Source organism: Rhodoferax sp. LS1P39, assembly GCF_056521425.1.
This window is the reverse complement of sequence record NZ_JBWMAV010000003.1, coordinates 154,136-179,482: the sequence shown is the minus strand read 5'-3', so window position 1 is coordinate 179,482 and position 25,347 is coordinate 154,136. Positions and strand designations below refer to the sequence as shown.

Annotated in this window: 29 protein-coding genes; 6 read left to right on the top strand and 23 right to left on the bottom strand. The window is 62.1% G+C overall.

Translation table 11 applies throughout. The features are described 5' to 3' along the window. Positions 1 to 5: 5 nt before the first annotated feature. From AC097O_RS07770 to lysS, 4 genes are read left to right on the top strand one after another with little or no spacing between them, the layout of a single operon-like run. On the top strand, positions 6 to 755 hold the full coding sequence (locus tag AC097O_RS07770; RefSeq protein ID WP_479592251.1) for a glycosyltransferase family 2 protein: 750 nt from the start codon (positions 6 to 8) through the stop codon (positions 753 to 755). Further along, positions 752 to 1,705 carry a UDP-glucose 4-epimerase family protein gene (locus AC097O_RS07765; protein ID WP_479592250.1) on the top strand — a complete coding sequence of 318 codons (954 nt, stop codon included), beginning with the start codon at positions 752 to 754 and terminating at the stop codon, positions 1,703 to 1,705. Before AC097O_RS07770 ends, AC097O_RS07765 begins: the two co-directional genes overlap by 4 nt. Further along, positions 1,702 to 2,262 (top strand): sugar transferase, encoded by a 561-nt coding sequence (locus tag AC097O_RS07760; RefSeq protein ID WP_479592249.1) that lies wholly within the window; start codon positions 1,702 to 1,704, stop codon positions 2,260 to 2,262. The genes AC097O_RS07765 and AC097O_RS07760 overlap by 4 nt, the downstream gene beginning before the upstream one ends. Positions 2,263 to 2,320: 58 nt before the next feature. After that, the gene (gene lysS, locus AC097O_RS07755) at positions 2,321 to 3,865 is read left to right on the top strand and encodes a lysine--tRNA ligase (protein ID WP_479592248.1); all 1,545 of its coding nucleotides are present in this window, start codon (positions 2,321 to 2,323) and stop codon (positions 3,863 to 3,865) included. 69 nt (positions 3,866 to 3,934) lie between these two features. On the opposite strand, the gene nagZ is transcribed toward lysS, so the two are convergent. From nagZ to AC097O_RS07640, 23 genes are all read right to left on the bottom strand, one after another. After that, positions 3,935 to 4,993: a beta-N-acetylhexosaminidase gene (nagZ, locus tag AC097O_RS07750; protein WP_479592247.1), complete on the bottom strand. Its 1,059-nt coding sequence runs from the start codon at positions 4,991 to 4,993 to the stop codon at positions 3,935 to 3,937. A gap of 90 nt (positions 4,994 to 5,083) precedes the next feature. Next, positions 5,084 to 5,482 (bottom strand): holo-ACP synthase, encoded by a 399-nt coding sequence (gene acpS / locus AC097O_RS07745; protein WP_479589568.1) that lies wholly within the window; start codon positions 5,480 to 5,482, stop codon positions 5,084 to 5,086. Next, positions 5,479 to 6,063: a Uma2 family endonuclease gene (locus AC097O_RS07740; protein ID WP_479592246.1), complete on the bottom strand. Its 585-nt coding sequence runs from the start codon at positions 6,061 to 6,063 to the stop codon at positions 5,479 to 5,481. The genes acpS and AC097O_RS07740 overlap by 4 nt, the downstream gene beginning before the upstream one ends. Positions 6,064 to 6,078: 15 nt before the next feature. Next, positions 6,079 to 6,837 (bottom strand): pyridoxine 5'-phosphate synthase, encoded by a 759-nt coding sequence (locus AC097O_RS07735; RefSeq protein ID WP_479592245.1) that lies wholly within the window; start codon positions 6,835 to 6,837, stop codon positions 6,079 to 6,081. Then, positions 6,834 to 7,583, bottom strand: coding sequence for a DNA repair protein RecO (gene recO, locus AC097O_RS07730; RefSeq protein ID WP_479592244.1), 750 nt, complete (start codon positions 7,581 to 7,583; stop codon positions 6,834 to 6,836). Before recO ends, AC097O_RS07735 begins: the two co-directional genes overlap by 4 nt. A 51-nt stretch (positions 7,584 to 7,634) precedes the next feature. Next, positions 7,635 to 8,582 carry a GTPase Era gene (gene era, locus AC097O_RS07725; protein WP_479592395.1) on the bottom strand — a complete coding sequence of 316 codons (948 nt, stop codon included), beginning with the start codon at positions 8,580 to 8,582 and terminating at the stop codon, positions 7,635 to 7,637. A 68-nt stretch (positions 8,583 to 8,650) separates the two neighbouring features. Beyond that, positions 8,651 to 9,352 (bottom strand): ribonuclease III, encoded by a 702-nt coding sequence (gene rnc, locus AC097O_RS07720; protein WP_479592243.1) that lies wholly within the window; start codon positions 9,350 to 9,352, stop codon positions 8,651 to 8,653. Position 9,353: 1 nt separating this feature from the next. After that, positions 9,354 to 9,707, bottom strand: a complete 354-nt coding sequence (locus AC097O_RS07715; protein WP_479592242.1) for a DUF4845 domain-containing protein — start codon at positions 9,705 to 9,707, stop codon at positions 9,354 to 9,356. 16 nt (positions 9,708 to 9,723) lie between these two features. Further along, entirely contained in the window at positions 9,724 to 10,689 is a 966-nt protein-coding gene (gene lepB, locus AC097O_RS07710) for a signal peptidase I (RefSeq protein ID WP_479592241.1), read from the bottom strand. Next, positions 10,689 to 12,497, bottom strand: a complete 1,809-nt coding sequence (lepA, locus tag AC097O_RS07705) for a translation elongation factor 4 (protein WP_479592240.1) — start codon at positions 12,495 to 12,497, stop codon at positions 10,689 to 10,691. Before lepA ends, lepB begins: the two co-directional genes overlap by 1 nt. A gap of 550 nt (positions 12,498 to 13,047) precedes the next feature. Continuing rightward, on the bottom strand, positions 13,048 to 14,514 hold the full coding sequence (locus tag AC097O_RS07700; protein WP_479592239.1) for a DegQ family serine endoprotease: 1,467 nt from the start codon (positions 14,512 to 14,514) through the stop codon (positions 13,048 to 13,050). A gap of 45 nt (positions 14,515 to 14,559) precedes the next feature. Further along, positions 14,560 to 15,585, bottom strand: a complete 1,026-nt coding sequence (locus AC097O_RS07695; RefSeq protein ID WP_479592238.1) for a MucB/RseB C-terminal domain-containing protein — start codon at positions 15,583 to 15,585, stop codon at positions 14,560 to 14,562. A gap of 24 nt (positions 15,586 to 15,609) precedes the next feature. After that, a complete protein-coding gene (locus tag AC097O_RS07690) occupies positions 15,610 to 16,281 on the bottom strand; it encodes a sigma-E factor negative regulatory protein (protein WP_479592237.1) in 672 nt (223 codons plus the stop codon). Positions 16,282 to 16,320: 39 nt separating this feature from the next. Then, positions 16,321 to 16,965, bottom strand: a complete 645-nt coding sequence (gene rpoE, locus AC097O_RS07685; RefSeq protein WP_479592236.1) for an RNA polymerase sigma factor RpoE — start codon at positions 16,963 to 16,965, stop codon at positions 16,321 to 16,323. Then, the gene (locus tag AC097O_RS07680) at positions 16,962 to 17,420 is read right to left on the bottom strand and encodes a hypothetical protein (protein WP_479592235.1); all 459 of its coding nucleotides are present in this window, start codon (positions 17,418 to 17,420) and stop codon (positions 16,962 to 16,964) included. The genes rpoE and AC097O_RS07680 overlap by 4 nt, the downstream gene beginning before the upstream one ends. An 18-nt stretch (positions 17,421 to 17,438) precedes the next feature. Next, positions 17,439 to 18,683 carry a beta-ketoacyl-ACP synthase II gene (fabF, locus tag AC097O_RS07675; RefSeq protein WP_479592234.1) on the bottom strand — a complete coding sequence of 415 codons (1,245 nt, stop codon included), beginning with the start codon at positions 18,681 to 18,683 and terminating at the stop codon, positions 17,439 to 17,441. Between the two features lie 115 nt (positions 18,684 to 18,798). Next, positions 18,799 to 19,038 (bottom strand): acyl carrier protein, encoded by a 240-nt coding sequence (acpP, locus tag AC097O_RS07670; RefSeq protein WP_315185800.1) that lies wholly within the window; start codon positions 19,036 to 19,038, stop codon positions 18,799 to 18,801. Between the two features lie 132 nt (positions 19,039 to 19,170). Continuing rightward, a complete protein-coding gene (fabG, locus tag AC097O_RS07665; protein WP_479592233.1) occupies positions 19,171 to 19,917 on the bottom strand; it encodes a 3-oxoacyl-ACP reductase FabG in 747 nt (248 codons plus the stop codon). Further along, positions 19,914 to 20,888 carry an ACP S-malonyltransferase gene (fabD, locus tag AC097O_RS07660; RefSeq protein WP_479592232.1) on the bottom strand — a complete coding sequence of 325 codons (975 nt, stop codon included), beginning with the start codon at positions 20,886 to 20,888 and terminating at the stop codon, positions 19,914 to 19,916. The genes fabG and fabD overlap by 4 nt, the downstream gene beginning before the upstream one ends. Positions 20,889 to 20,939: 51 nt before the next feature. Further along, the gene (locus AC097O_RS07655) at positions 20,940 to 21,920 is read right to left on the bottom strand and encodes a beta-ketoacyl-ACP synthase III (RefSeq protein ID WP_315191031.1); all 981 of its coding nucleotides are present in this window, start codon (positions 21,918 to 21,920) and stop codon (positions 20,940 to 20,942) included. Further along, positions 21,917 to 22,969 carry a phosphate acyltransferase PlsX gene (gene plsX, locus AC097O_RS07650; protein WP_315191034.1) on the bottom strand — a complete coding sequence of 351 codons (1,053 nt, stop codon included), beginning with the start codon at positions 22,967 to 22,969 and terminating at the stop codon, positions 21,917 to 21,919. The genes AC097O_RS07655 and plsX overlap by 4 nt, the downstream gene beginning before the upstream one ends. A 107-nt stretch (positions 22,970 to 23,076) precedes the next feature. Beyond that, a complete protein-coding gene (gene rpmF, locus AC097O_RS07645; protein ID WP_295955448.1) occupies positions 23,077 to 23,259 on the bottom strand; it encodes a 50S ribosomal protein L32 in 183 nt (60 codons plus the stop codon). A 149-nt stretch (positions 23,260 to 23,408) separates the two neighbouring features. Beyond that, positions 23,409 to 23,957, bottom strand: coding sequence for a YceD family protein (locus AC097O_RS07640; RefSeq protein WP_479589452.1), 549 nt, complete (start codon positions 23,955 to 23,957; stop codon positions 23,409 to 23,411). A 25-nt stretch (positions 23,958 to 23,982) separates the two neighbouring features. On the opposite strand from AC097O_RS07640, the gene AC097O_RS07635 reads away from it, so the two are divergent. After that, positions 23,983 to 24,588 carry a Maf family nucleotide pyrophosphatase gene (locus AC097O_RS07635; protein ID WP_479592231.1) on the top strand — a complete coding sequence of 202 codons (606 nt, stop codon included), beginning with the start codon at positions 23,983 to 23,985 and terminating at the stop codon, positions 24,586 to 24,588. Continuing rightward, positions 24,585 to 25,346, top strand: a complete 762-nt coding sequence (locus tag AC097O_RS07630) for an SAM-dependent methyltransferase (RefSeq protein WP_479592230.1) — start codon at positions 24,585 to 24,587, stop codon at positions 25,344 to 25,346. Before AC097O_RS07635 ends, AC097O_RS07630 begins: the two co-directional genes overlap by 4 nt. Position 25,347: the final 1 nt, after the last annotated feature.

Here is a 25,347-nt window from a genome sequence, read left to right as displayed (position 1 = left end):
ACACCATGAAAATCAGCGTCATCACAGTCGCCTACAACAGCGCTACGACCATCGCGCGCACCTTGCAGTCCGTAGCCGCCCAACTGCATGCCGACATCGAACACATCGTGATCGACGGCGGCTCGCGGGACGGCACGCTGGCAGAGGTACATCGCCACGGCCAGCATGTGCAAAAGCTGGTGTCTGAACCCGACCATGGCATCTACGACGCGATGAACAAGGGAATTGCCGCTGCCACGGGCGACATCGTAGGTTTTCTTAATGCCGATGACCACTACGCCTACCCCGGCGTGCTGGCCAAGGTGCACCAGATGTTTGCAGATGCGCCGCTGGACATGGTGTATGGGGATGTGGCCTTTTTTCGGATGGCGAATCCTGACCAGCTCGTCCGGCGTTACCGCTCAGACCGTTTCAGGCCCAGCCGTATCAGCTGGGGCTGGATGCCTGCGCACCCGGCCCTGTTTGTGCGGCGCAGCGTCTTCGAAAAAACCGGCCCCTTCAAAATAAACTTTCGAATCGCAGGCGATTTTGAGTGGGTGGCGCGGGTTTTTCAAAACAAAACGCTACGCTATCAGCATCTGCCCGAAGTGCTGGTGCACATGCAGACAGGCGGCATCAGTACCAAAGGCTGGCGCAGCACGGTACTTCTCAACCGTGAAGTCATGCGTGCGTGCCGAGACAACGGCATTGCCACCAACTGGTTCAAGATTTTGTCTAAATATCCGTTCAAATTATGGGAGTACGTTCGCCCGTGAAAGTACTGGTTACAGGAGCCACCGGCTTCGTGGGGCGGGCCCTGCTTGCGCATTTGCAGACGCTGCGGCAATTCAAGGTGCGGGCAGCGGTGCGCCCGTCATCGGTGGCGCGCCTGCCCGCCGGGGTGGCGCACGTGCAGGTCGGCGATCTGGACGCCGATACCGATTGGCAGGCGGCGTTGGAGGGCATGGACGCGGTGGTCCATCTGGCGGCGCGGGTGCATGTGATGCACGAGCAGGCCAGTGATCCCTTGCAGGCATTCCGGCAGGTCAATGTGGTGGGCAGCAAGCGCCTGGCGCAGATGGCTGCGCAGGCAGGGGTTCAACGTCTGATTTTCCTCAGCTCCATCAAGGTCAACGGTGAATCGACGCTGGCCGACCAACCCTTTTGCGAAACCAGCCCGTGCGCGCCCCAGGACGGCTACAGCATCAGCAAGCTAGAGACCGAGCAGGCTTTGCACAGCGTGGCCCGCGACAGCGGCCTGGCGCTCACCATTCTGCGCCCCCCGCTGGTCTATGGCCACGGCGTCGGGGCGAACTTTGCCGCCTTGGCGCGTGCCGTGGCCAGTGGCATTCCGCTCCCGCTGGGCTACATCGACAACCAGCGCAGCCTGCTCGCTGTGGACAACCTGGTGGACCTCATCACCACCTGCCTGACCCGCCCGGCAGCCGCCCACCAGACCTTCATGGTGAGTGACGGCGAAGACCTGTCCACCACGCAACTGGTCCAGCGTATCGCCCTGGCCATGGACCGCTCGGTCGTGTTGCTGCCCGTACCTGGCTGGATGCTGCTGGCCGGAGCCTCGATACTGGGCCGCCAGGCCACGGCGCAGCGCCTGTGCGGCAATTTACAGGTGGACAGCCGCAAGGCGCGCACGCTGCTGGACTGGACCCCGCCGGTCACCGTCGATGAAGGCCTGCGCCGGGCGCTGGTGGACTACCGGCCGTGAAGCGGCTGATCGACCTGGTGCTGGCCCTGCTGGCCCTGCTGGTGCTGGCCCTGCCCTTGCTGCTGGTGGCGCTGGCGGTGCGCCTGACCTCGCCCGGCCCGGTGCTGTACTGGTCCGACCGGGTGGGTAAAAACAACCGCATTTTCTCCATGCCAAAGTTCCGCTCCATGCTGATTGGTACGCCCGCAGTAGCTACGCATTTGCTAGCAGATCCCGATAAATACCTGACCCCCATCGGCAGCTTTTTGCGCAAAAGCAGCCTGGACGAGCTGCCCCAGCTGTGGAGCATTTTGAAGGGCGACATGGGCTTTGTGGGGCCGCGTCCTGCGTTGTTTAACCAGCACGACCTGGTGGCCCTGCGCACCGCCCAGGGCGTGCACACCCTGGTGCCGGGGCTGACGGGCTGGGCGCAGATCCACGGGCGGGATGAATTGCCGATTCCGGCCAAGGTGGCGCTCGATGCCTACTACCTGCAACACCGCTCGCTGGGGCTGGATCTGCGGATTCTGGTGCTGACCTTTTTCAAGGTACTGCGCCGCGACGGCATTACCCACTGATAGCGTTTTAAAATCATGGGCTTGGCGAAATTCGCCCTCTATCCCTAACGTATTGCCCATGTCTGAAAACACCCTCCCCCTCGCACCCGTCCAAGACGAAAACCAGCTGATTCTGGAGCGCCGCGAGAAGCTCAAAGCCATCCGCCAGCAGCAAGCCGAGGGCAAGGGTGTCGCATTCCCCAACGACTTCAAACCCAGCGACCACGCCGCCAGCCTGTTTGAACGCTTCAACGGCCAGTCCACCGAAGAACTCGCCGCCCTGGGTGCGACGGCCAAGGTCGCAGGCCGCATGATGCTCAAGCGCGTGATGGGCAAGGCCAGCTTTTGCACCTTGCAAGACGCGTCGTTTGGCGACACCGGCGGCCGCATCCAGATCTACATCAAGGGCGAAGACGTGGGCGCGGAGCTGTACGCCAGCTTCAAACACTGGGACCTGGGCGACATCGTGGCGGCCGAGGGCACCGTCTTCAAAACCCGTACCGGTGAACTCTCGCTGCACGCCACCAGCATCCGCCTGCTCACCAAGAGTCTGCGCCCCATGCCCGACAAGTTCCACGGCATGGCCGACCAGGAAACCAAGTACCGCCAGCGCTACGTCGATCTGATGACCGACGTGGAAGCCCGCCAGCGTTTCATGGCCCGCAGCAAGGCCGTCAGCGCCCTACGCGAGTTCATGGTGGCCCACGACTTCCTGGAGGTCGAAACGCCCATGCTGCACCCTATCCCCGGCGGTGCCAACGCCAAGCCGTTCAAGACGCACCACAACGCGCTGGACCAGGAGATGTTTCTGCGCATCGCGCCCGAGCTCTACCTCAAGCGCCTGATCGTCGGCGGCTTCGAGCGCGTGTTCGAAATCAACCGCAGCTACCGCAACGAAGGCATCTCGGTGCGCCACAACCCCGAGTTCACCATGATGGAGTTCTACGCGGCCTACTGGAACTACCAGGACCTGATGGACTACACCGAAAAGCTGATCCGCGATGCCGCCCAGCGCGCTTGCGGCTCGCTGCAGCTGACCTACGCGGGCAAGCCGGTGGATCTGGGCCAGCCCTTCGAGCGCCTGACCATCGTGCAAGCCATCCAGAAGTACACCGAAGCCGGTGACAACGTGTTCGACGCCAATTGGCTGACCAACGCGGTGAAAAAGCTGGGCCTGACTGAGGCCAAGAACAAGCTCGCAGGCCGCACCCTGGCCAGCCTGCAGGTGCTGTACTTTGAGGAAACCGTGGAAGACAAGCTCTGGAACCCGACCTTCATCATGGAGCACCCCACCGAGATCTCGCCCCTGGCCCGCGCCAACGACGACCGCCCCGAGGTGACCGAGCGCTTCGAGCTCTACATCACCGGCCGCGAGTTCGGCAACGGCTTCAGCGAGCTGAACGATGCCGAAGACCAGGCCGCCCGCTTCCAGGCCCAGGTGAACGCCAAGGACAGCGGCGACGACGAAGCCATGCACTTCGACTTTGATTTCGTGCGCGCGCTGGAATACGGCATGCCCCCCACCGGCGGCTGCGGCATCGGCATTGACCGCCTGATGATGCTGCTGACCGACAGCGCCAGCATCCGGGATGTGATTTTGTTCCCGGCCCTGCGTAAAGAGTAATTTTTATGCTTTTTAGGCTGCCAGCGCTTATTGAATAAGCGCTGGCAGCTATAAAAACAGTAGTACCGGTTAAGGCACCAGCCACAGCGCCTGCATGTAGGCGGGCTGGGTCATCAAAGCATCCCATTCGGGCGCGGGGCCTACGGGCAACAGGGCCTGGCGGCGGGCTTCGCTGGCTTCATCGGGGTGCCACTGGCCTTTGAGCTGGGCCTCGGCCAGGCCGTTCAGCAAGGCATCCACTTCCTGACTAAGGCCCAGGCTCTGGTTGCACAGCAGCACCAAGTCGCAACCGGCTTGCAGGGCCGCCATGGTGGCCTCGGTGTAGGTGACATCCTGTCCGTCGATCTTGCGGGCCCCGGCCATGCTCAGGTCGTCGCTGAAAATCGCCCCCTGGAAGTCCAGCTTGCCCCGCAGAATCTCTTGCAGCCACTTGGCAGAAAACCCGGCTGGGCGCTTGTCCACCTTGGGGTAGATCACGTGGGCGGGCATCACGCTGGCAAGGGACGTGTTGAGCCAGCCGTAGGGCGCAGCATCGTCGGCCAGGATGGCTTTCAGGCCGCGCTTGTCCACCGGGATGGCGGTGTGCGAGTCGGCGGTGACGAAGCCGTGGCCGGGGAAATGCTTGCCGCAGTTGCCCATGCCCGCCTGCAGCAGGCCGTGCATGAGGCTCTTGGCCAGCATGCTGACCACGCGCGGGTCGCGGTGGAAGGCGCGGTTGCCGATGACGCTACTTTCGCCAAAGTCCAGGTCCAGCACCGGCGTGAAGCTAAAGTCCACCCCGCAGGCGCGCAGTTCAGAGGCCAGCACGTAGCCGCAGGCGGTGGCGATGTTGGTGGCCTGTAGCGCATCCCGCATCCACAGCTCGCCCAGCACATGCATGGGCGGCAGGTGGGTGAAGCCGTCGGTCTTGAAGCGCTGCACCCGGCCCCCCTCGTGGTCCACGCAAATCAGCACGTCGGGGCGGGCCTTCTTGATGGCGCGGCACAGGGCGGTGAGCTGCGCCCGGTCTTGCCAGTTGCGGGCAAACAAAATCAGGCCGCCGACCAGCGGATGCTGCAGGCGCTGGCGGTCGGTTTTGGTCAGGCTGGTGCCCGCAATGTCGATGATGAGAGGTGCGTGTTGGGACATGGCAATACTTTATAAAAAACAAGGCTCCAGCGCTTATTCAATGGGCGGTAGCAGCTATCAACACTATAGCAAATGGGTTTTAAATAGGTTTCAGGCAGGCGGCTGCTCCACCACCACAAAACTGGCGGCGTAGTCGGTCTCGTCGGTTACCGTCACATGGGCGCTCAGATGGCGCTCCTCGAACCAGGTTTTCAGCACGCCGTGCAGCACGACCACCGGCTGGCCGCTGGGCAGGTTACCGATTTCGCACAGCCGCCAGGTCATGGGCATGCGCATCCCCATGCCGATGGCCTTGCTGAAGGACTCCTTGGCGCTGAAGCGGGTGGCCAGATAACGCACACCGCGCTCGACGTTGCGCTCGCTGCGCCTGCGCCACACCGCCAGCTCGGCATTGCTGAGCACTTTTTCCGCAAACCGGTCGCCGTGCCGCTCCAGGCTGGCGCGGATGCGGCGCACGTCGCAGATGTCGGTGCCGATGCCGTAGATCATGGTTGCGGGGTGTCGTCCGTGGTGTCGCCGGGCTCTACACCTTCAAACACATCGGCGATGGACATTTCCAACCCCACACTGGCCAGCACCAGGCTGGGCGCTGCCGTCATGTCGTGCAGTTCAAACAGACCCTGGGCATTGCGCCGGAACAGCTCCACGCTGCGCTCGACCGGGTCGATCAGCAAATACTCTTGCAGGGACGGGATGCGCCGGTAGGTGGCGAACTTCAGGCCCCGGTCAAACCCGGCGGTGGTGGACGACAAGACCTCCAGCACCAGTGTGGGCGCGCGGAAGATGCGGTCCGTGCGCAGGTCTTGCGCATCGCAGGTGACGAATACATCTGGGTAGAACAGCGCGTCGTCGGCCACCTGGAGCTTCATGCTCTCGCTGTACACGCGGCACGGTGAGCCATGGAGATGGCGCTTGAGGGCCGCAAACACATTCCCAACCACCTCACCATGCACCCGGCGCGGCCCGACCATGGCGAAGACTTCGCCCCGGTAGAACTCGTTGCGCGTAGGCTGGGCGTTTTCCCAGGCCACAAAATCCGGCAAGCTGAGGTTTTTAAGCGGTAAGCCCATCGCAGGTACTCCTTGTCAGGCAAAGGCTGCGTCAATGCAGCGCAGGTAGTCTTGCACGGTAGCAGCGTAGCCCAGCTCCAGCGCGTCGGCCACCAAGGCGTGGCCGATGGACACTTCTTGCACCATGGGGCAGCCACGCAGGAAGGTGGTGAGGTTGTCGCGGTTCAGGTCGTGGCCAGCATTGACTCCTAGATTGATAGCTGCTGCCGCCCGTCCCGTGAGCACGAACCGCTCAAAAACCTCTTGAAAATTCGGCTGACCAAAGGCGCTGGCAAAGGTTTCGGTGTAGAGCTCGACGCGGTCGGCACCCACGGCTTTGGCCTGCGCCATGGCGGCGGGCACGGGGTCTATGAACAGGCTGACGCGCACGCCCAAACTTTGGGCCTCGGCTATCAACGGGCGCAGGCGCTCGCCGTCCTGGGCCAGGTTCCAGCCGTGATCGCTGGTGAACTGGTCTTCGCCGTCGGGTACAAAGGTGCACTGCTGCGGACGGCACTGGCGTACGAAGTCCATCAGGTTTTGGAACGGGTTGCCTTCGATGTTGAATTCGCGGTCGGGCCAGGCCTTGAGCAGCGCCGACAGCTCGGTCACGTCTTCCGGGCGGATATGCCGCGCGTCGGGGCGGGGATGCACGGTGATGCCCTGCGCCCCCGCCTGCAGGCACAGCGTGGCCGCGCGGGCGACGCTGGGGATGCCCAGGTGGCGGGTGTTGCGCACCAGGGCGACCTTGTTGACGTTGACGGAAAGCGCAGTGCGTGTAGAAGAATTGCTCATAGGGCTTGGAGGTCCATCATCAATTGCCGGGTATGCAGCGTTGCCATGCCGCAATGGTAGTGCAGCACCGCCCGCAATTGGGGCTTCAGGCCATTCAACACCTCGGCGCAGGCGCGCAAGGTAGCGGTGAATGGTGCGCCGATTTGCAACGACTGCTGCAGCACCAGCCACTGCGCGCCGCTGAGGCTGGCACGGTCGTCGGCCTGGCTTTGGCGCAGGCCGCCTTCGGCCACCAGGCTGTAGCGGCCTGCGGGGACCAGCGGCTCCAGGGTCATGGTTTGCGCGTCCAGCGAGGGCAGCAGGCCGATTTCGCGCAGCAGCAGCAGCTCGAAGGCCCGTAGCGCGGGCTGCAGCGCCTCGCCGTGCTCGGAAGCCAGCACCTGCACCGCAATGGCGTAGGCATCGAACAGCACGGCGTGCGGATCGTCGCGGGCCAGCAGGCGCATCAGCAGTTCGTTGAGGTAGTAGCCCGACAGCAGCGCATCGCCAGTGGGCATCACATGGCCGCCCACCCACTCGGCGGCCTTGAGGGTACGGATCTCGGCATCGCCGCCAAACGACAGCCGCAGGGGCTGCAGGGGCAGCAGGATGGGGCGGAAGTTGGAGGTGGGCTTTTTCACGCCCTTGGCCACGATGGCCATACGGCCCTGGTGGCGGGTGAACACCTCCAGGATCAGGCTGGACTCGCTCCAGTCGTAGCGGTGCAGCACATAGGCGGGTTCATCCAGGGTGCGTTTGGTGGCCATGGTAGACAGAAATGCACGCCAAGGCCTATCGGCAGCCTGGGGTGTGCTGGGTCAGTCGCCGTAGCCGAAAGAGCGCACGCGGGCCTCGTCATCCGCCCAGCCAGAGCGGACCTTGACCCAGACTTCGATAAACACCTTGGCATCCATGAGCTTTTCGAGCTCGACGCGGGTTTCCATGCCGATACGCTTGATGCGCTCGCCCTTGTCGCCGATCACCATGGCTTTGTGGCCATCGCGCTCGACCACGATGGTGGCGGCGATTTTCAGCAGGCGCTTCTGGCCTTTGCGGGCGGGCGGCTCTTCTTCGAACTTGTCGATGATGACGGTGGAGGTGTAGGGCAGCTCGTCGCCGGTCAGGCGGAACAACTTTTCGCGCACGGTCTCTGCCGCCTGGAACTTTTCGCTGCGGTCGGTGAGCTCGTCCTCGGCGTACCACCAGCCCTGCTCGGGCAGGTATTTGGCGCAGATGGCGAACAGGCGCTCGATGTCCTTGGCGTTCTTGGCCGACATGGGCACAAATTCGGCAAAGGCGTGGCGCTCTTGCATGGTTTGCAGCCAGGGGGCGATTTCGGCCCGGCGGTGCACGTTGTCCAGCTTGTTGGCGATCAGCAGCACGGGAATGTCTTGCTTGAGCAGCGACAGCACCTTGGCATCGGCCAGGGTGAAGCTACCGGCTTCCACCACAAACAAAATCAGGTCCACATCGCCCACCGCGCCCAGCACGGTTTTATTCAGCGAACGGTTCAGCGCGTTGTTGTGGTGGGTCTGGAAACCCGGGGTGTCGACAAACACAAACTGGGTGTTCTCGCGGGTGCGGATGCCGGTGATGCGGTGGCGCGTGGTTTGCGCCTTGCGCGAGGTGATGCTGATCTTTTGCCCCACCACGGCGTTGAGCAAGGTGGATTTGCCCACGTTGGGCTTGCCGACGATGGCCACCAGGCCGCAGCGCTGGCCCGTGGCGTCGCCGCCAGGGGCCACGCGTTTCAGCCCGGCCAGCATGCCTTCCAGTGAAGACATGGCATCTTCGGGCAGGTCATTGGATTCGGGGGTGGTATCTTGGGTTGCGGTCATTTTGGTGCTTTCACGGTGACGGCTTTGGATTGAAGTTGGACCAGCATGGCCGCCGCCGCCGCCTGTTCACCAGCGCGGCGCGAGCCACCAATGCCGCGCTCGGCCAGGCCGAGCTCAACAATTTCACATTCCACATCGAAGGTTTGCCGATGGGCAGCCCCCAAGGTGCTGACCACGCGGTAAGCGGGTACTTTCATTTTGCGACCCTGCAGCCACTCCTGCAACTCGGTCTTCGGGTCTTTGCCGATAGCCTGCATCTGGGGGTTGATTTCCACCTCTTTGAACAGGCGGTGCACCAGTGCTTCAGCGGCCACGTAACCGGCATCCAGGTAGACCGCGCCAATCACGGCTTCCAGGGCATCGGCCAGGATGGACGGGCGCTTTTGGCCGCCCGAGCGGGCCTCGCCCTCGCCCAGGCGCAGCACGCTGGGCAAATCCAGCACCACAGCCAGTTGGTGCAAGGTGTCTTGCTTGACCATATTGGCCCGCACGCGGGACAAATCTCCCTCAGGCAGGTCTTTGAGGCGGGTGTAGAGCAGGCCCGCCACCGACAGGTTCAGGACCGAATCGCCCAGGAATTCAAGCCGTTCGTTGTGGTCGCTTGAGAAGCTGCGGTGGGTGGTGGCACGCACCAGCAATTTGCTATCGGAAAAAACATGCTGCAGCCGTTGCTGCAGCGCTAGAAGGCCATCGTTCACGCTATTTGCTGGTTCCGGTGTACTTGATGAGCAAATAGGCCGGGCCTACCAGCTCAATTTCTTTGTTGTAGGCGACGGACACCACGACCTTGTCGCCGTTTTTGGTCACATTCAAATCCTTGCCAGACACGGACGAGATGTCGTCGATGGTGGCGGCTTTGTCAAAGATGGACCGCACTTCGGGCACGGTGTTACCCGACTTGGATTTCTCCAACGCTTTCAGAATCGCCTGGTGCTCGATCACCGTGGGCACCACCTTGGCACCGATCACGAACACCGAGAAGATCAGCACGCCCAGAAAGACGACGCCGAAGAACGACAGGCCGCGCTGTTTAGATCTCAATGCATGTTTCATCGCTTGTCCTTTCAAACTAGTGGAACGCACCGATGCGCTTGATGTTGCCAAAATTCATCCACACAAAGAAGGCCTTGCCGACGATGTTTTTGTCGGGCACAAAGCCCCAGTAGCGCGAATCCAGCGAGTTGTCGCGGTTGTCGCCCATCATGAAGTACTGGCCTTCGGGGACTTTGCAAACCACGCCTTCGACGCTGTACTGGCAGTTTTGCCGAAACGCGAAGTCGTCGGCACCCTGCACAAAGGCGGGGCGGTTTTCGTCATTGAGCAAGCGGTGCGGCTTGTCGCCCAGGGTCTCTTCGAACTGCTTGAAGTAGCGCATCTGGTCTTCGTCAAAGAAGTCGGGGATGGCCTTGGTATCCAGCGGTTTGCCGTTGATGGTCAAACGCTTGTTGATGTAGGCCACTTCGTCGCCCGGCACGCCCACCACCCGCTTGATGTAGTCCAGGCTGGGCTTGGGCGGGTAACGGAACACCATCACGTCACCACGCTGGGGCGGTGTGCCCTCGGTGATCTTGGTGTTGAGCACCGGCAAGCGCACGCCGTAGTGGAATTTGTTCACCAGAATCAGGTCGCCCACCAAGAGCGTGGGAATCATCGAGCCCGAGGGAATTTTGAACGGCTCAAACAGAAACGAGCGCAGCAAAAACACCGCCAGAATCACCGGGAACAGGCCCGCCGTCCAGTCCAGCCACCAGGGCTGTTGCAACAGGCGCACCTTGGTGTCGGGCGAGACGGTATCTACCTGGGTGATGCCCATTTTGTTCAGTTCTGCCAGCCGTTGGGCCGCCGATTGCTCCAGCGTCACCACCGCCTGCTGGCGGCGCGGCAAAAAGTAAAACCGCTCGGCCAGCCAGTACAAACCGGTCACAAAAGTGGCGGTGAACAACAGCAAGGCAAAGTTGCCTTCCAGCATACCCATGTACCAGGAACCACCGTAGGCGACAAAGGCCGCCAGAATCATCGCCGTCAGAACTTGCATCAATCTTCCACCTGCAGAATTGCCAGAAAAGCCTCTTGCGGCACTTCTACCGAGCCGATTTGCTTCATGCGTTTTTTACCTTGTTTTTGCTTGTCCAGCAGCTTGCGCTTGCGCGAAATGTCGCCGCCATAGCACTTGGCAATGACGTTCTTGCGCAGCGCTTTGATTGTCTCACGCGCAATAATGCCGGAGCCAATGGCCGCCTGGATGGCCACGTCGAACTGCTGGCGCGAAATGATCTCGCGCATCTTGGCCACCACGGCCCGGCCCCGGTACTGCGACTGGCTGCGGTGCACGATGATCGACAAGGCATCGACCTTTTCGCTGTTGAGCAAAATATCGACCTTGACCACGTCGGCCGCGCGGTACTCCTTGAACTCGTAGTCCATCGAGGCGTAGCCCCGGCTGACCGATTTGAGCTTGTCAAAGAAGTCCAGCACGATCTCGGCCAGCGGCATCTCGTAGGTCAGTACCACCTGGCGGCCCTTGTAGGCCATGTTCATCTGGATGCCACGCTTCTGGTTGGCCAGCGTCATCACCACGCCCACATAGTCTTGCGGCATGTACAGGTGCACGGTGACGATGGGCTCGCGGATTTCCTCCATGCGGCTGGAGTCGGGCATCTTGGAGGGGTTTTCCACCATGGTGATGGTGCCGTCCGAGCGCGCCACCTGGTAGACCACGCTGGGGGCGGTGGTGATCAGGTCCTGGTCGAACTCGCGCTCCAGGCGCTCCTGCACAATTTCCATGTGCAGCAGGCCCAAAAAGCCGCAGCGGAAACCAAAACCCAGCGCCTGCGACACCTCGGGCTCGTAGTGCAGCGAGGCATCGTTGAGCTTGAGCTTTTCGAGTGCATCGCGCAGCGACTCGTATTCGCTGGCTTCGGTGGGGTACAGCCCGGCAAACACCTGGGGCTGGATTTCCTTGAAACCAGGCAAGGCCGCTTCGGCCGGGCCCGCATTGTTGGGCAGCTTTTTGTCTAGCGTGACCGTATCGCCCACCTTGGCGGCCTGAAGTTCCTTGATGCCGGCGATGATGAAACCCACCTCGCCCGCTTCCAGCGATTGGCGCACTTCGGTGGCCGGGGTGAACACCCCCAGGTTGTCGGCGTTGTAGCAAGCGGCCGAGGCCATCATGCGGATGCGCTCACCCTTGGCCAGGCGGCCATCGACCACGCGCACCAGCATCACCACGCCCACGTAGGGGTCAAACCAGCTGTCGATGATCATGGCGCGCAACGGAGCCGCCGGGTCGCCCTTGGGCGAGGGCACCTTGGCCACGATGGCTTCCAAAATTTCGTCAATGCCCAGGCCGGTTTTGGCCGAGCAGGGAATCGCGTCGGTAGCATCGATGCCAATCACGTCTTCGATTTCCAGCTTGGCGTTGTCCGGATCGGCGTTGGGCAAATCCATCTTGTTCAGCACCGGCACCACTTCCACACCCAGCTCCAGCGCGGTGTAGCAATTGGCCACCGTCTGGGCCTCCACACCCTGGCTGGCATCGACCACCAGCAGAGCGCCTTCGCAGGCCGACAGCGAGCGGCTGACCTCGTAGGAAAAGTCCACGTGGCCGGGGGTGTCGATCAGATTCAGGTTGTAGATCTGCCCGTCTTTGGCCTTGTAGTACAGGGCGGCGGTTTGTGCCTTGATCGTGATGCCGCGCTCTTTTTCGATGTCCATCGAATCCAGCACCTGGGCTTCCATCTCGCGTTCGGCCAGACCGCCACAGCGTTGGATCAAGCGGTCTGCCAGCGTTGATTTGCCGTGGTCGATGTGCGCGATGATGGAGAAATTTCTGATGTTTTTCATCAACGAAAAGCTTTACTTAAAGTGAAATCATTTGCCTGACCCGGGCTGCACTGCAGCCCCAAGTCCACGCAAATCATGGGTAATAAACGAAAAAAGGGCGCGTCGAAAACGAACGCGCCCTGAACCAACAATCTTTGGCAACTGCGATAGCTGGGACTTCATTGTAGGCAAAAAGCCTGTCTTGCAAAGTCCGGACACCCGGTCGGGTCATGCGTTGCAAGGCCACAACAGGGGTTTTATACACAGTTTATTCACAGGGCGGTGGATAGGTTTCTGGACAACATGTGGGCGGTTTGTGGACCACCTGTGCACCATGGGGACGCGTCCCGCATGGTGGATTCCAGCATTTTTGATATGGTCAAAACCTAGCAAACGAGGCTCTGATTCTATCCAAAATCGTTACTAGCCCGTTTTCAAGTTAGTAGGCACAAACTTTTAACGCACTTTTGAAGCTTGCAAGAAATTTTTATGACAGCGTATTTTCCCTAGGCTGCCGCGTCTAAAACCCCAAAGCCTGCACGGCCCAGAGGGTTTTAAGACGCGCCTGGCCTTACTTCAGAGGCCGGATCAAGGCGTATTGCGCCCACTCGCCCCGGCGCAGCAACAGGTTGATGGGCTTGTTTTTGTCCATCTTGGCCACTGCCGCCTCGAACTCCTTGACGCTGTTGACCTCGGCGTTGGCAATGGCCACGATCACGTCGCCCTCCTTCACACCGGCGCGAGCCGCGCCTTCGGTGGCGCTATCGACCTTGACACCACCTTTGAGCTTGAGCTCTTTCTTCTGCGCATCGGTCAACTCGCTGACCACCAGGCCCAATTGCTGCCCGGCGGATGATGCCTTGGGCTTTTCTTCCTTGCCCGAAGCCTTCTTGACGGGTTTATCGTCTTCGATCTCGACGATGGATACGGTCAATTCCTTGGTGGCACCGCGGCGGAACACGGTCAGGCTGCTCTTGGAGCCGGGCTTGGTATTGCCCACCAGGCGTGGCAGGTCCGACGACTTTTCGATCGCCTTGCCGTCGAATTTGGTGATGATGTCACCGGCTTCCACACCGGCTTTTTCGGCGGGCGAGCCGGTTTCCACACCGCGCACAAACGCGCCCTGCGCCTTGCCCAGGCCCACCGAATCCGCCACTTCCTTGGACACGGTTTCGATCTGCACACCGATACGGCCACGCGACACCCGGCCCGAGACGCGCAACTGGTCGCTCACGCGGGAGGCTTCGTCGATGGGAATGGCAAACGAAATGCCCATGAAGCCACCCGAGCGCGAGTAGATCTGGCTGTTGATGCCTACCACCTCGCCGCGCATATTGATCAGCGGGCCGCCGGAATTGCCGGGGTTGATGGCCACGTCGGTCTGGATAAAGGACAGGTAGTCACCGGTGTCGCGCTGCTTGGCGCTGACGATGCCTGCCGTCACGGTGTTCTCCAGGCCAAAGGGCGAGCCAATCGCCATCACCCACTCACCTACCTTGAGGCGGCCCACGTCGCCGAGTTTGACCGCTGGCAGGCCGGTGGCATCGATCTTGACCAGGGCCACATCGCTGCGCTTGTCAAAGCCGATGATCTTGGCCTTCAACTCGCGCTTGTCGGTCAGGGTGACCAGGACCTCGTCCGCACCTTCGACCACGTGGGCATTGGTCATGATGTAGCCATCGGTGCTCAAAATGAAGCCCGAGCCCACGCCACGCGGCACCTCCTCCTCTTGCTGCGGGGGTTTTTGCTGGCGCGGTGCCTGGCGCGGCATGTTCGGGATGGGGACACCGAAACGCTTGAAGAACTCTTGCATGTCTTCGTCCATGCCGTTGCCCTGGGCTGCGTGGGCTGAAGCTTTTTCCAGCGTGCGGATATTGACCACCGACGGCCCGACCTGCTCCACCAGATCGGTGAAATCTGGCAGCGTGCGGGACTGCGCCCACACCGGAGCACTAGGCACCAGCGTCGCCACCGCCACCAAAGCCATACTGCACACCACGGCAGCCGAACGGATATTTTTCAAACTGACTGGGAACATAGCCAACATCCTTCAAAACAATCGATAGAAAACCGGGAAATAGCCTTACTTCACCCGCTCCAACCCCTGGCCAAAAGCCTTCAAAGTCACCAAAGGCACCTCGCCCACCGCCGTCAGCCACCAGGCACCCATGCGGCGGGTCAGCGACTGGGTGGCACCCACGGCCATCACGCCTTCCTGCAGGTGGCGTTGCGGCTCATAGGCCTCGACAAACAGCGACACCGAAGCCAGCCCGTCCGAAAACACCCACTGCACTGTGCCCTCAGCCGACCCGCCCGGCGCATTGCCCACCGATCGGCGCAAGCAGCTCATAGGTTTGAAGCCGGCCACGCCATTTTTCAAGGCCCAGCCTTCTGACAAAGCCGTGGTTTTGCGCATGGACGAGGTCTCCACGCGGTAGCCTGCGGTGTTGGCCATCATCTGACCCAAAGCATCCATCTTGACCGGCGCATCCAGCTGCAACTCGGAGAAAGCCGCTTGCTCCAGCACCTGCCCATCCACATCCAAGGTTTGCAGCTTGACCACCAGGCCGGTCTTTTTCTCGCTCCAGATGCGGTAACCGTAGCGCAAGCGGTCTTTGGGTTTGAGCAGCACCATGTCGGCATCAAAACCCGCCACCCGCTCGCTGCCCACCTGCTTGGCGGCATAAAACGCCGGAATGGCAAAGTCGCCCGCCTGCAGCAAATTGGGGAACAGGCCCAGGGATTCACGCTTTTCCGCCACCGCCACCTTGGTGTCGGGCATGAAGGTAATGACCTGGTCGTTGCGGCGGAAGGTGGAGCGCGGCGCGCCGGTCAAGGATTCGACCCGCTCCATCTGCTGCGCGCCGTCGCACACATGCCAGATCCGCGCGCTGGACAGGCTGCCCGCCCCGTACGACACCACAAAGGTGCCGATGTAGGCGCGCTTGCCCGAAGCCTCGTGCATGCGCATCAGCCATTCGCTGACGGTGCGCTCTTGCACGGCGGCAGAAGCAGACGCGGCCTCGGTGGGCACTGGCGGCGCGGCATGTGCCAGCGGCGGCAAGGCCACCCACAGCGCGGCCAGCAGCAATCCTTGGCGGGTGTTCATGGGCATCTTGTGGCGATCCACCCTTTAGCGGGCGGGGGTCTCGTAGGTGGCGTTGCTGATAAAACCCGCGGGCATCTGCAAGGCCGAGGTGCCGCCAAACTGCTTGTGCGCCGCCACCAAGGCATCCAGACGCGCATCGCGCAGCATGACCTGGGGCGCGGCACCGGCCGTGGTGTCCAGCGCCACAGCTTGCAGTACCGGCGCGGCGGGGCTGGATTGCGCCAGTTGCTGGCCGGGCGAGGTGTTGACCAGGCCGCCAGCCACGTTCCAGCCTACCGCCACTACCGCCACCAAAGAGGCCAATCCCGCCACCATCTTCCAGCGAAAACGGGGCGCGTTGGCCGCGGCATCTTCTGCCACAGTCTCTACCGAATCTTGGGCATTAAACAAGGCCTTCGCGCTTGATTCATAAGCGGCGATAGCTATTAAATTTGTAGTATTTGTCGGAGGTGCCAAAACCGGCTCCAAAGCCAACCGGCTCTGGAAACGGGCCAGAAAACCCTGGTCGTCGGCACAAAAAGCCAGATCGTTGGAGCGCAGCACATCGCCTACCACGTGGTAGGCATGCCAGGTGGCCTGGGCTTCGGGCTGCTGCGCCACGCGTTCGACCGCCAGCGCAAACGCCTCGCCGCGCAGTTGGCCATCGGCCAATGCCGACAGGGCATCCTGCGGAGTGTCAATGTGTTGTTTGGCCATGTTCTTCACCTTGCTTGCTCATATGTGCTCACCAACTTCTTACCAACGCTTGCCAGACTGGTTTTCCAGCAGCGGCTTCACCCTTGCCGAAATCGCCTCCCGTGCCCGGAAAATGCGCGACCGCACCGTGCCAATCGGGCACTGCATCATTTCTGCAATGTCCTCGTAGCTCATGCCTTCGATCTCGCGCAAAGTCACGGCCTGGCGCAAATCGTCCGGCAAAGCCTCCAGGGCCACGTTGACAGCGTTCGATATTTGCTTGGCTGCCAGCACCGTGTCCGGGGTGTCAGGACTGGTTGGTTCATTCTTTCGGAAGTAAGTTTCATCCTCGTCATCAGAAGGTCGCATGGCGGCCTCGGACACCGTGGGATCGCGCTTGAAATCCATCAGCGTCTTCTTGGCGGTATTGATGGCGATGCGGTACAGCCAGGTGTAGAACTGCGCGTCGCCGCGGAACTTGGGCAGGGCACGGTAGGCGCGGATGAAAGTTTCCTGGGCAATGTCTTCCACCAGATCCACGTCGCGCACCATGCGGCCAATCAGGCGCTGGATGCGGCGCTGGTACTTGACCACCAGCAGCCCGTACGCCCGCTGGTCGCCCGCCACCGTGCGCTCGACCAGCATCAGGTCGCTATCGGTGGCCGTGGCCGGGGTGGTCAGAAGGGGGGGAGGTAGTGCAGTCATGGTTCAGATCCGAGCGCACTGGTGGAGGCATCAAGCGGTCTGGCGGGCGAATATACCGCACGGCGCAGGCTGCGCCAGTGCACGGGCTGGCTTGACCTTTCGGCCCAGCACCACAGCGGCCGCCCCGTCTCCGGACGCAGACGCAGCAGCAGGTGGTGCTGCAGGTCCAGGTGGACGCTGACATGCACCGTAAAAGTTGTACTGCCACCGCTCCAAAACCACTGCTGGCCGTCCCAGCGCAGGGCGGCTGTCGGCGTTTTCCACCAGGCGACCCCGGCAAACACGCCCGCACCCAGCACGGCCAGCGCCGCCACGCCCTGCCGCCAGCCCAGGGCATCCACCTGCCAGCACCAGGCCGCCACGGTGGCCGCACCCAACAGCCACAGCGCCCCCTGCAGCCCAGCCATGAAGCGCGAACGCCCCACCGGATAGGTCACCGGTGGGGCGTTGTGCATGGGGAGGGAGAAGTCAGCTTAGACGCGCTTGAACACCAGGGTGCCGTTGGTGCCACCGAAACCAAAGTTGTTCTTCACCGCCACGTCGATCTGCATATCCCGCGCCGTGTTGGCGCAGTAGTCCAGGTCGCATTCCGGGTCCTGGTTGAAGATATTGATGGTGGGCGGGCTCTTCTGGTGGTGCAGCGCCAGCACCGTGAAGACGCTTTCAATGCCGCCCGCGCCGCCCAACAGGTGGCCGGTCATGGACTTGGTGGAATTGACCACCACCTTCTTGGCATGGTCGCCAAACGCCAGCTTGATGGCATTGGTTTCGTTCGCGTCGCCCAAGGGCGTGGAGGTGCCGTGGGCGTTCAGGTAATTGACCTGGTCGGGATTCACACCAGCGTTCTTCAAAGCCATCTGCATGGAACGGCGGGGGCCGTCCACGTTGGGCGCCGTCATGTGGAAGCCGTCGCCGCTCAGGCCGAAGCCGACGATTTCGGCGTAAATCTTGGCACCGCGCGCCTTGGCGTGTTCGTATTCTTCGATCACCAGCACGCCTGCGCCCTCGCCCAGCACAAAACCGTCGCGGTCTTTGTCCCAGGGGCGGGAAGCGGTGGCGGGGTCGTCGTTGCGGGTGCTCAGGGCACGGGCTGCGGCAAAGCCGCCCAGGCCCAGCGGCGACATGGTGGACTCGGCTCCGCCGGCAATCATCACGTCGCAGTCACCGTACTCGATCATGCGGGCGGACTGGCCGATGGCATGCAGGCCGGTGGTGCAGGCAGTAGCGATGGCGATGTTCGGCCCTTTGAAGCCAAATTTGATCGACACGTGGCCCGAGATCATGTTGATGATCGAGGCCGGTACAAAAAATGGGGAAATGCGCCGCGCGCCCCGGCTGGTGTATTCGGCATGCGTCTGCTCGATCATCGGCAAACCGCCAATGCCGGAGCCGATGTTGCAGCCGATGCGCGTGGCTTCTTCTTCGTCCAGTGCGTCGCCAGTGGCCAGACCGGAGTCGGCCACCGCTTCGATCGCCGCCGCCAGCCCGAGGTGGATGAAGCGGTCCATGTGGCGCGCTTCTTTCTCAGGGATCAGGGCATTGATGTCAAAGCCTTTGACTTCGCCGCCAAACTTGCATGAGAAAGGGCTGGCATCAAACGACTTGATCAGGTCGATACCCGACTGACCGGCCAATAAAGCCGACCATGCATCGGCCACGGTGTTACCTACGGGGCTGACGCAACCTAAACCTGTGACGACGACACGACGACGGGACATAAATGTATGGGGTGTGTTGGGCAGCTAGGGGCTGCGAAAAACGGCACCGGGTGCCGCTTGATTCCACTGGCTGGCTCCACGCAGGTGATGCACAGCCAGCAGGCTCAGAGGCAGATTAGCCCTTGGGGTGGCTGGTCGCGTAGTCGATCGCGTTTTGCACGGTGGTGATCTTCTCGGCATCTTCGTCCGGGATTTCAATGCCAAACTCATCTTCCAGTGCCATCACCAGTTCGACGGTGTCCAACGAGTCAGCGCCCAGATCGGCCACGAATGACTTTTCGTTGGTGACTTGGGCTTCTTCCACACCCAGTTGTTCGGCAATGATTTTTTTAACGCGTGCTTCGATATCGCTCATAGTTCCCTCTGAGGGTTGTAAAAGAATCCGTGATTTTAGCCGGGCTGCAGAAGATCCCCTGCCCAGACTGCCGTACGGATAGAACGGCTGGATTTGGTGTGAACTAGTACCTTGACCTTATCGCCAAAATACCTACATGTACATGCCGCCGTTGACGTGCAGCTCCTGCCCCGTCACGTAGCCCGCCTGGGGCGATGCCAGGTAGGCCACCGCATGCGCCACGTCGGCAGGCAAGCCCAGATGGCCCAGCGGAATCTGCACCAGCAGGGCTTTTTGCTGCTCTTCGGGCAGGCTGGCGGTCATATCGGTGTCGATAAAGCCCGGCGCCACGCAGTTGACCGTGATGTTGCGCGAACCCAGCTCACGCGCCAAGGCCCGCGTCATGCCTGCCACACCGGCTTTGGCGGCGGCGTAATTGGCCTGGCCCGGGTTGCCCGAGGCACCCACCACCGAGGTGATGCTGATGATGCGGCCATAGCGCTGTTTCATCATGGTGCGCATCACCGCGCGGCTCATGCGGAACACCGCCTTCAAATTGGTGTCCAGCACGTCGTCCCAGTCGCCATCTTTCATGCGCATGGCCAGCGTATCGCGGGTGATACCCGCGTTGTTGACCAGCACCTGCAGGCCGCCCAATTCTTTGGTGATGCTGTCGATGACGGCTTCGGCCTCGGCCCCGTCGTTGACGTTGAGCTTCTTGCCGCTGCAACCGGGGAAGGCGGCCAGCGCCTGGCTGATGGCTGCGGCACCCGCATCGCTGGTGGCGGTGCCAACGACCTTCAGGCCGCGTTGCGCCAATTCCAGGGCGATGGCGGCACCAATGCCGCGCGAAGCGCCTGTGACCAAGGCCACCTGGCCTGCAAATTCAGCGGCGCTCATTCGGCGGCTCCTAATAGTTGGGACTGGACCTCGGCCATGCTGGCGGGGTCGAACAAAGGCAGGCCGACCAGGCCCGCGTCGATGCGCTTGACCATACCGGCCAGCACCTTGCCGGGACCGCATTCGACCAGGGTGGTCACGCCGCGGGCCTTGATAGCGGCCACGCACTCGACCCAGCGCACCGGGCCGAAAGCCTGGCGCACCAGGGCATCGCGGATGCGGTCGGCATCCTGCTCCACCGCTACGTCAATATTGTTGACCACCGGAATCTGCGGCGCGGCAAACACGGTCTGCGCCAGTTTGTCGCGCAGTTGCATGGCTGCGGGCTGCATCAGGCTGGAATGGAACGGTGCCGACACCGGCAAAGGCAGGGCCCGCTTGGCACCGCTGGCCTTGAGGACTTCGCAGGCTTTTTCGACCGCGGCCTTGCTGCCCGCAATCACGGTCTGGCCGGGGTCGTTGAAGTTCACTGCCTCCACCACCTCGGCTGCAAACTCAGTGCCTAAAGCGCGCATAGCGCTTGTCACATCGGCACAACCAGCTATCACTTTAGTAGCATCCAGCCCCAAAATAGCAGCCATGGCACCCACGCCCACCGGCACGGCGTTCTGCATGGCCTGCGCCCGAAAGCGCACCAGCGGCGCGGCCTGCGCCAGCGTCAACACACCGGAAGCCACCAGCGCGGAATATTCACCCAGCGAATGGCCGGCCACCACGGCAGGCGCGGCACCGGTCTCGGCCATCCAGGCGCGGTAGGCCGCCACCGCCGCCACCAGCATCACCGGTTGGGTGTTGGTGGTCAGGGCCAAGGCTTCCTTGGGGCCGTCCTTGATCAGCAAGGCCACGTCTTCGCCCAGGGCATCGGAGGCTTCCTGCAGGGTTTGGCGCACCACGGGGTGGTCGCCCCAGGCATCCAGCATGCCCACAGACTGAGAGCCCTGGCCGGGAAAGATAAAAGCGAAATGGTTCATGGTTTTATGAGTCAAAAATGCCGCTGTCGCTTATTGGACAAGCGTAGCATGCTACAAATTAAGCAGCACTGCACCCCAGGTAAACCCGCCACCCACGCCTTCGAGCATGAGGGTCTGGCCCTTTTTGATCTTGCCGCTGCGCACGCCCGCGTCCAGAGCCAAAGGAATCGATGCCGCCGAGGTATTGCCGTGCTGGTCCACGGTCACGATGACCTTGTCCATGGACATCTTCAGCCGCTTGGCCGTGCCCTGCATGATGCGGATATTGGCCTGGTGCGGAATCAGCCAGTCGATGTCGTCATGGGTTTTACCCGCCTTGTCCAAGGCGGCACGGGCGGCTTGCTCCAGCACGCCCACCGCCAGCTTGAACACGGCCGGGCCGTCCATGGTCAGCATGGCACTGCCCACCACCGAGCCGCCCGACACCTGGCCGGGCACGCACAAAATACCCACGTGCTTGCCATCGGCATGCAGGTCGCTGGCCAGAATGCCCGGCGTGTCCGAGGCTTCCAGCACCACCGCGCCCGCGCCGTCGCCAAACAGCACGCAGGTGGTGCGGTCAGAGAAGTCCAGAATGCGCGAGAACACCTCGGCGCCGATCACCAGCGCCTTGCGGGCGGAGCCAGTGCGAACCATCGCATCGGCCACAGTCAGGGCGTAGACAAATCCGCTGCACACGGCCTGCACGTCAAACGCCGGGCAGCCGTGGATGCCCAGCTTGTTTTGCACGATGCAGGCGGCCGAGGGGAAAACCATGTCCGGCGTGGACGTGGCGACGATGATCAGGTCGATATCTTGGGCCTGGACACCGGCCGCCTCCAGTGCCTGCCGGGCGGCATGCACCGCCAGGTCACTGCAGGTAGTGTCGGCGGCGGCGAAATGGCGGGCCCGGATGCCGGTGCGCTCGACGATCCAGTCGTCGGAGGTTTCCACGCCTTTGGCAGCCAGTTCGGCCACCAGATCGGCGTTGGTCAATCGACGGGGGGGGAGGTAGCTACCGGTACCGGTGATGCGGGAATATGGACTCGTCATGCGCTCGTGGTTGCGGTCGTGTCCAAGGCATTGGCCGCAGATGCCGCCAAAAGCGGCGCTGCATGCGCAATGCGGGCCTGGACACGGTCCAGCAGGTTGTTACGGGCTGCATCATACGCCCGGTGCAACGCCTGCTCAAACGCAAACGCGTCCGCCGACCCATGGCTTTTGAACACCAGACCGCGCAGGCCCAACAGGGCTGCACCGTTGTAGCGCCGGTGGTCCATGCGCTTTTTAAGCGCAGATAACACCGGAGTGGCGAGCAATGCCGTAAATTTGGTGAAGATGTTGCGCGAGAACTCGGCGCGCAAAAAGTTGACGATCATGTTGGCCAGGCCTTCGCTGGTCTTCAGCGCCACATTGCCCACAAAACCGTCGCACACGATGATGTCGGTGGTGCCGACAAAAATGTCGTTGCCTTCAACGTTGCCATAAAAGTTCAAATCGCCCGCACGCGCCGCAGCGCGCAGCAGTTCGCCCGACAGCTTGATGGTTTCATTGCCCTTGATGGCTTCTTCGCCAATATTGAGCAAGCCGACCGTGGGATTTTCGTTGTCGCTGAGCACCGACACCAGGGCCGAGCCCATCACCGCAAACTGCAGCAAATGCTCTGCCGTGCAATCCACATTGGCACCGAGGTCCAGCACCGTGGTGGCACCGCCCTTGGCATTGGGGATCTGCCCGGCAATCGCGGGGCGGTCGATGCCGTCCAGGGTTTTGAGCAGATAGCGGGCAATCGCCATCAAGGCCCCGGTATTGCCTGCCGACACTGCCGCCTGGGCCGTGCCGAGCTTGACTTGGCTGATCGCCACGCGCATGGAAGAGTCTTTCTTCTTGCGCAGGGCGATTTCAATCGAGTCGTCCATGCCCACCACTTCGCTGGCCGCCACAATCTGGGCGCGCGCATGCACAAAGCCCGCCAGGCTGGCAGGCAAACCGACCAGCAAGAGCGAAACCCCGGGGGTGTTGTCCAGAAAATGGCGGCAGGCCGGCAGCGTGACGCTGGGGCCGTGGTCACCACCCATGCAATCCACAGCGAGTGTGATCATGGCATAGCAGCGCCCAGCGGCGTGCGGAGTCTAGAGAGTGCAAACATCAAAACAAAGGCCCGTGGCTACGGGTTACGTAGCACCGGGCCCTGGATGGTGAGCGCAGATCAGGCTTCAGATTTGTTCTTCAGCACCTGGCGGCCACGGTAGAAACCGTTGGGGCTGATGTGGTGGCGCAGGTGGGTTTCGCCGGTGGTGGATTCCACTGCGATGCCGGGCACGTTCAGTGCGTTGTGCGAACGGTGCATACCGCGCTTGGAAGGGGACTTTTTGTTCTGTTGGACGGCCATGGTCGGCTCCTAAGTAAATGCGTTTAAAGCTAAACGCTAAAAGATTGGACAATTCACGAGAGGCCACTCAACTTTGAAGTCAAAATGCTCAAAGCCTTTTCGCGCTAAGCCTTAGATTATAGCCCAAGGCATTGCAACTGCGCCAGCCCCTAGTCGGCACCCTCGCCACGCAGCTTGGCCAGCGCAGCAAAGGGGTGGGGTTTTTCGGACAACGCAGCCTCAAAAGCCGGGTCCACCACCTCCAGCGTCACCTCTACCGGGCATTCGTCGTGGCGCGGCACCAGGGGGATTTCCATCAGCAGCTCGTCTTCCACCAGGGTGGCCAGGTCGAATGCGGGGTCGAGTGCCAGGATGTCTTCTTCGGACTCGTCGTCTAGCGCAGCAGCGGTTTCTTCGTCGGCCACAAAGCGGAACGAACGGTCTACCGCCAAGGGAATCTCCACCGGGGTCAGGCAGCGCTGGCAGGTCATGGGCAAGCAGGTATCGGCCTGGATGTGCAGCCAGATTTCCGCCTCGCCGCTGGACACAGGGCGGAGCTCGCCCTGGGCGCTCCAGTTCACAGTCAAATCGGCCGCTGGCGCTGATGCTTCCTGCATAAGACGCTCATATTTTGGTAGCAGATCCTGGGCGGAGCGGGTGCCTGCCGCTTGCGCAAAGGCGCGCACGTCCAGGGGGGTGGAAGCAATCTCGGTATTCATGGGCACAGTGTAAGAGAATCCCGGGATGCATTCCCCCTTGCCCTCCCCTCCCCCCCGTGCCCTGGTACTCGGCTCGACTTCGCGCTACCGACACGAGCTGCTGCAACGCCTGCGCATCCCCTTTGAAGTGGCCGCGCCAGACGTGGATGAAACCCCGCTGACCGGTGAATCGCCCCGCGATCTGGCCCTGCGCCTGTCGCTGGCCAAGGCCCGGGCCGTGGCCGCCCGCTTTCCGCAGGCCGTCGTCATTGGCTCCGACCAGGTGGCCGATTTACACGGCGAGCCGCTGGGCAAACCTGGCAACCACGCCAATGCCGTGGCGCAATTGCGCCGGATGCGCGGCCACACCGTGGTGTTCCAGACGGCGCTGTCGGTGGTTTGCCTGGACAGTGGCTTTGCACAAAGCGCGCTGGCCCCGGTGCAGGTGCGATTTCGCGAGCTCAGCGATGCCGAGATCGAAACCTATCTGCTCGCCGAGCAACCCTACGACTGCGCAGGTAGCGCCAAAAGCGAAGGCCTGGGCATCAGCCTGCTGGACAGCATAGACAGCGACGACCCCACCGCCCTGATCGGCCTGCCACTGATCCGCACCTGCCAATTGCTGCGCGCCGCCGGGGTGGTGCTGTTATGACCCCCGGAAAACTCTACCTGGTCCCCGCGCCGCTGGACTTTGGCTGCGCCACGCAGACCCCGCTGGAAGACGTGATGCCGCTGGGCACCCTGCGCGTGGCCGCACGCCTGCAGCACTGGGTCTGCGAGAACGCCAAAACCACCCGCGCCTACCTGAAACGGGTGGACGCACTGGTGCCCCTGGCCCAGCCCCTGCAGGCCTTGCAGATCCAGGAACTGCCGCGCGAAGTGCACAAAAAAGGCGACCACGGCGGCAACTTCGATGCCAAACCCTTGCTGGCCGCTACCCTGCAGAGCGCAGACATCGGCCTGGTCAGCGAAGCGGGCATGCCTGCAGTGGCCGACCCGGGCTCATCAGTGGTGCGCGCCGCGCACGAGCTGGGCCTGGAGGTGGTGGTGCTGGTAGGCCCGGTGTCGCTGTTGCTGGCGCTGGCGGCCAGCGGTTTGAACGGGCAAAACTTTGCGTTTGTCGGCTACGTGCCCCAGGCCGAGCCGGAACGCAGCCAGAAAATCCGCGAACTGGAAGCCCTCGCGCTGAAAACCGGGCAGACCCAAATTTTCATCGAAACGCCCTACCGCAACGGGTCCCTGCTGCAGGGGTTGCTACAGACTTTACAGCAGAACACCCGCCTGGCCGTCAGCAGCGGAATGACCCTGGCCGCCCCCCGCACGGTGAGCGACACGGTGAAAGGCTGGCGGCAAAAAAACAAGGCGGGTCTGGTCACTGACCAGCCCGCCGTGTTTGCGATCGGACGCTAGA

Coding starts and splice junctions, on each gene's coding strand:
- lepA (WP_479592240.1), bottom strand. CDS start 12,497: ATGAAAAACATCAGAAATTTCTCCATCATCGCGCACATCGACCACGGC.
- acpP (WP_315185800.1), bottom strand. CDS start 19,038: ATGAGCGATATCGAAGCACGCGTTAAAAAAATCATTGCCGAACAACTG.
- nagZ (WP_479592247.1), bottom strand. CDS start 4,993: ATGTCCCAACACGCACCTCTCATCATCGACATTGCGGGCACCAGCCTG.
- AC097O_RS07695 (WP_479592238.1), bottom strand. CDS start 15,585: ATGAACACCCGCCAAGGATTGCTGCTGGCCGCGCTGTGGGTGGCCTTG.
- AC097O_RS07690 (WP_479592237.1), bottom strand. CDS start 16,281: ATGGCCAAACAACACATTGACACTCCGCAGGATGCCCTGTCGGCATTG.
- lepB (WP_479592241.1), bottom strand. CDS start 10,689: ATGCAAGTTCTGACGGCGATGATTCTGGCGGCCTTTGTCGCCTACGGT.
- rpmF (WP_295955448.1), bottom strand. CDS start 23,259: ATGGCCGTCCAACAGAACAAAAAGTCCCCTTCCAAGCGCGGTATGCAC.
- rpoE (WP_479592236.1), bottom strand. CDS start 16,965: ATGACTGCACTACCTCCCCCCCTTCTGACCACCCCGGCCACGGCCACC.
- AC097O_RS07715 (WP_479592242.1), bottom strand. CDS start 9,707: ATGAAACATGCATTGAGATCTAAACAGCGCGGCCTGTCGTTCTTCGGC.
- fabG (WP_479592233.1), bottom strand. CDS start 19,917: ATGAGCGCCGCTGAATTTGCAGGCCAGGTGGCCTTGGTCACAGGCGCT.
- AC097O_RS07680 (WP_479592235.1), bottom strand. CDS start 17,420: ATGCACAACGCCCCACCGGTGACCTATCCGGTGGGGCGTTCGCGCTTC.
- fabF (WP_479592234.1), bottom strand. CDS start 18,683: ATGTCCCGTCGTCGTGTCGTCGTCACAGGTTTAGGTTGCGTCAGCCCC.
- AC097O_RS07640 (WP_479589452.1), bottom strand. CDS start 23,957: ATGAATACCGAGATTGCTTCCACCCCCCTGGACGTGCGCGCCTTTGCG.
- AC097O_RS07735 (WP_479592245.1), bottom strand. CDS start 6,837: ATGAGCAATTCTTCTACACGCACTGCGCTTTCCGTCAACGTCAACAAG.
- AC097O_RS07635 (WP_479592231.1), top strand. CDS start 23,983: ATGCATTCCCCCTTGCCCTCCCCTCCCCCCCGTGCCCTGGTACTCGGC.
- AC097O_RS07700 (WP_479592239.1), bottom strand. CDS start 14,514: ATGTTCCCAGTCAGTTTGAAAAATATCCGTTCGGCTGCCGTGGTGTGC.
- AC097O_RS07655 (WP_315191031.1), bottom strand. CDS start 21,920: ATGACGAGTCCATATTCCCGCATCACCGGTACCGGTAGCTACCTCCCC.
- lysS (WP_479592248.1), top strand. CDS start 2,321: ATGTCTGAAAACACCCTCCCCCTCGCACCCGTCCAAGACGAAAACCAG.
- AC097O_RS07740 (WP_479592246.1), bottom strand. CDS start 6,063: ATGGGCTTACCGCTTAAAAACCTCAGCTTGCCGGATTTTGTGGCCTGG.
- plsX (WP_315191034.1), bottom strand. CDS start 22,969: ATGATCACACTCGCTGTGGATTGCATGGGTGGTGACCACGGCCCCAGC.
- acpS (WP_479589568.1), bottom strand. CDS start 5,482: ATGATCTACGGCATCGGCACCGACATCTGCGACGTGCGCCGCATCCGC.
- recO (WP_479592244.1), bottom strand. CDS start 7,583: ATGGCCACCAAACGCACCCTGGATGAACCCGCCTATGTGCTGCACCGC.
- AC097O_RS07630 (WP_479592230.1), top strand. CDS start 24,585: ATGACCCCCGGAAAACTCTACCTGGTCCCCGCGCCGCTGGACTTTGGC.
- fabD (WP_479592232.1), bottom strand. CDS start 20,888: ATGAACCATTTCGCTTTTATCTTTCCCGGCCAGGGCTCTCAGTCTGTG.
- era (WP_479592395.1), bottom strand. CDS start 8,582: ATGCTGGCCGGGCTGAAACGCGTGGCCCCTGGCGGCGACGCCACGGGC.
- AC097O_RS07770 (WP_479592251.1), top strand. CDS start 6: ATGAAAATCAGCGTCATCACAGTCGCCTACAACAGCGCTACGACCATC.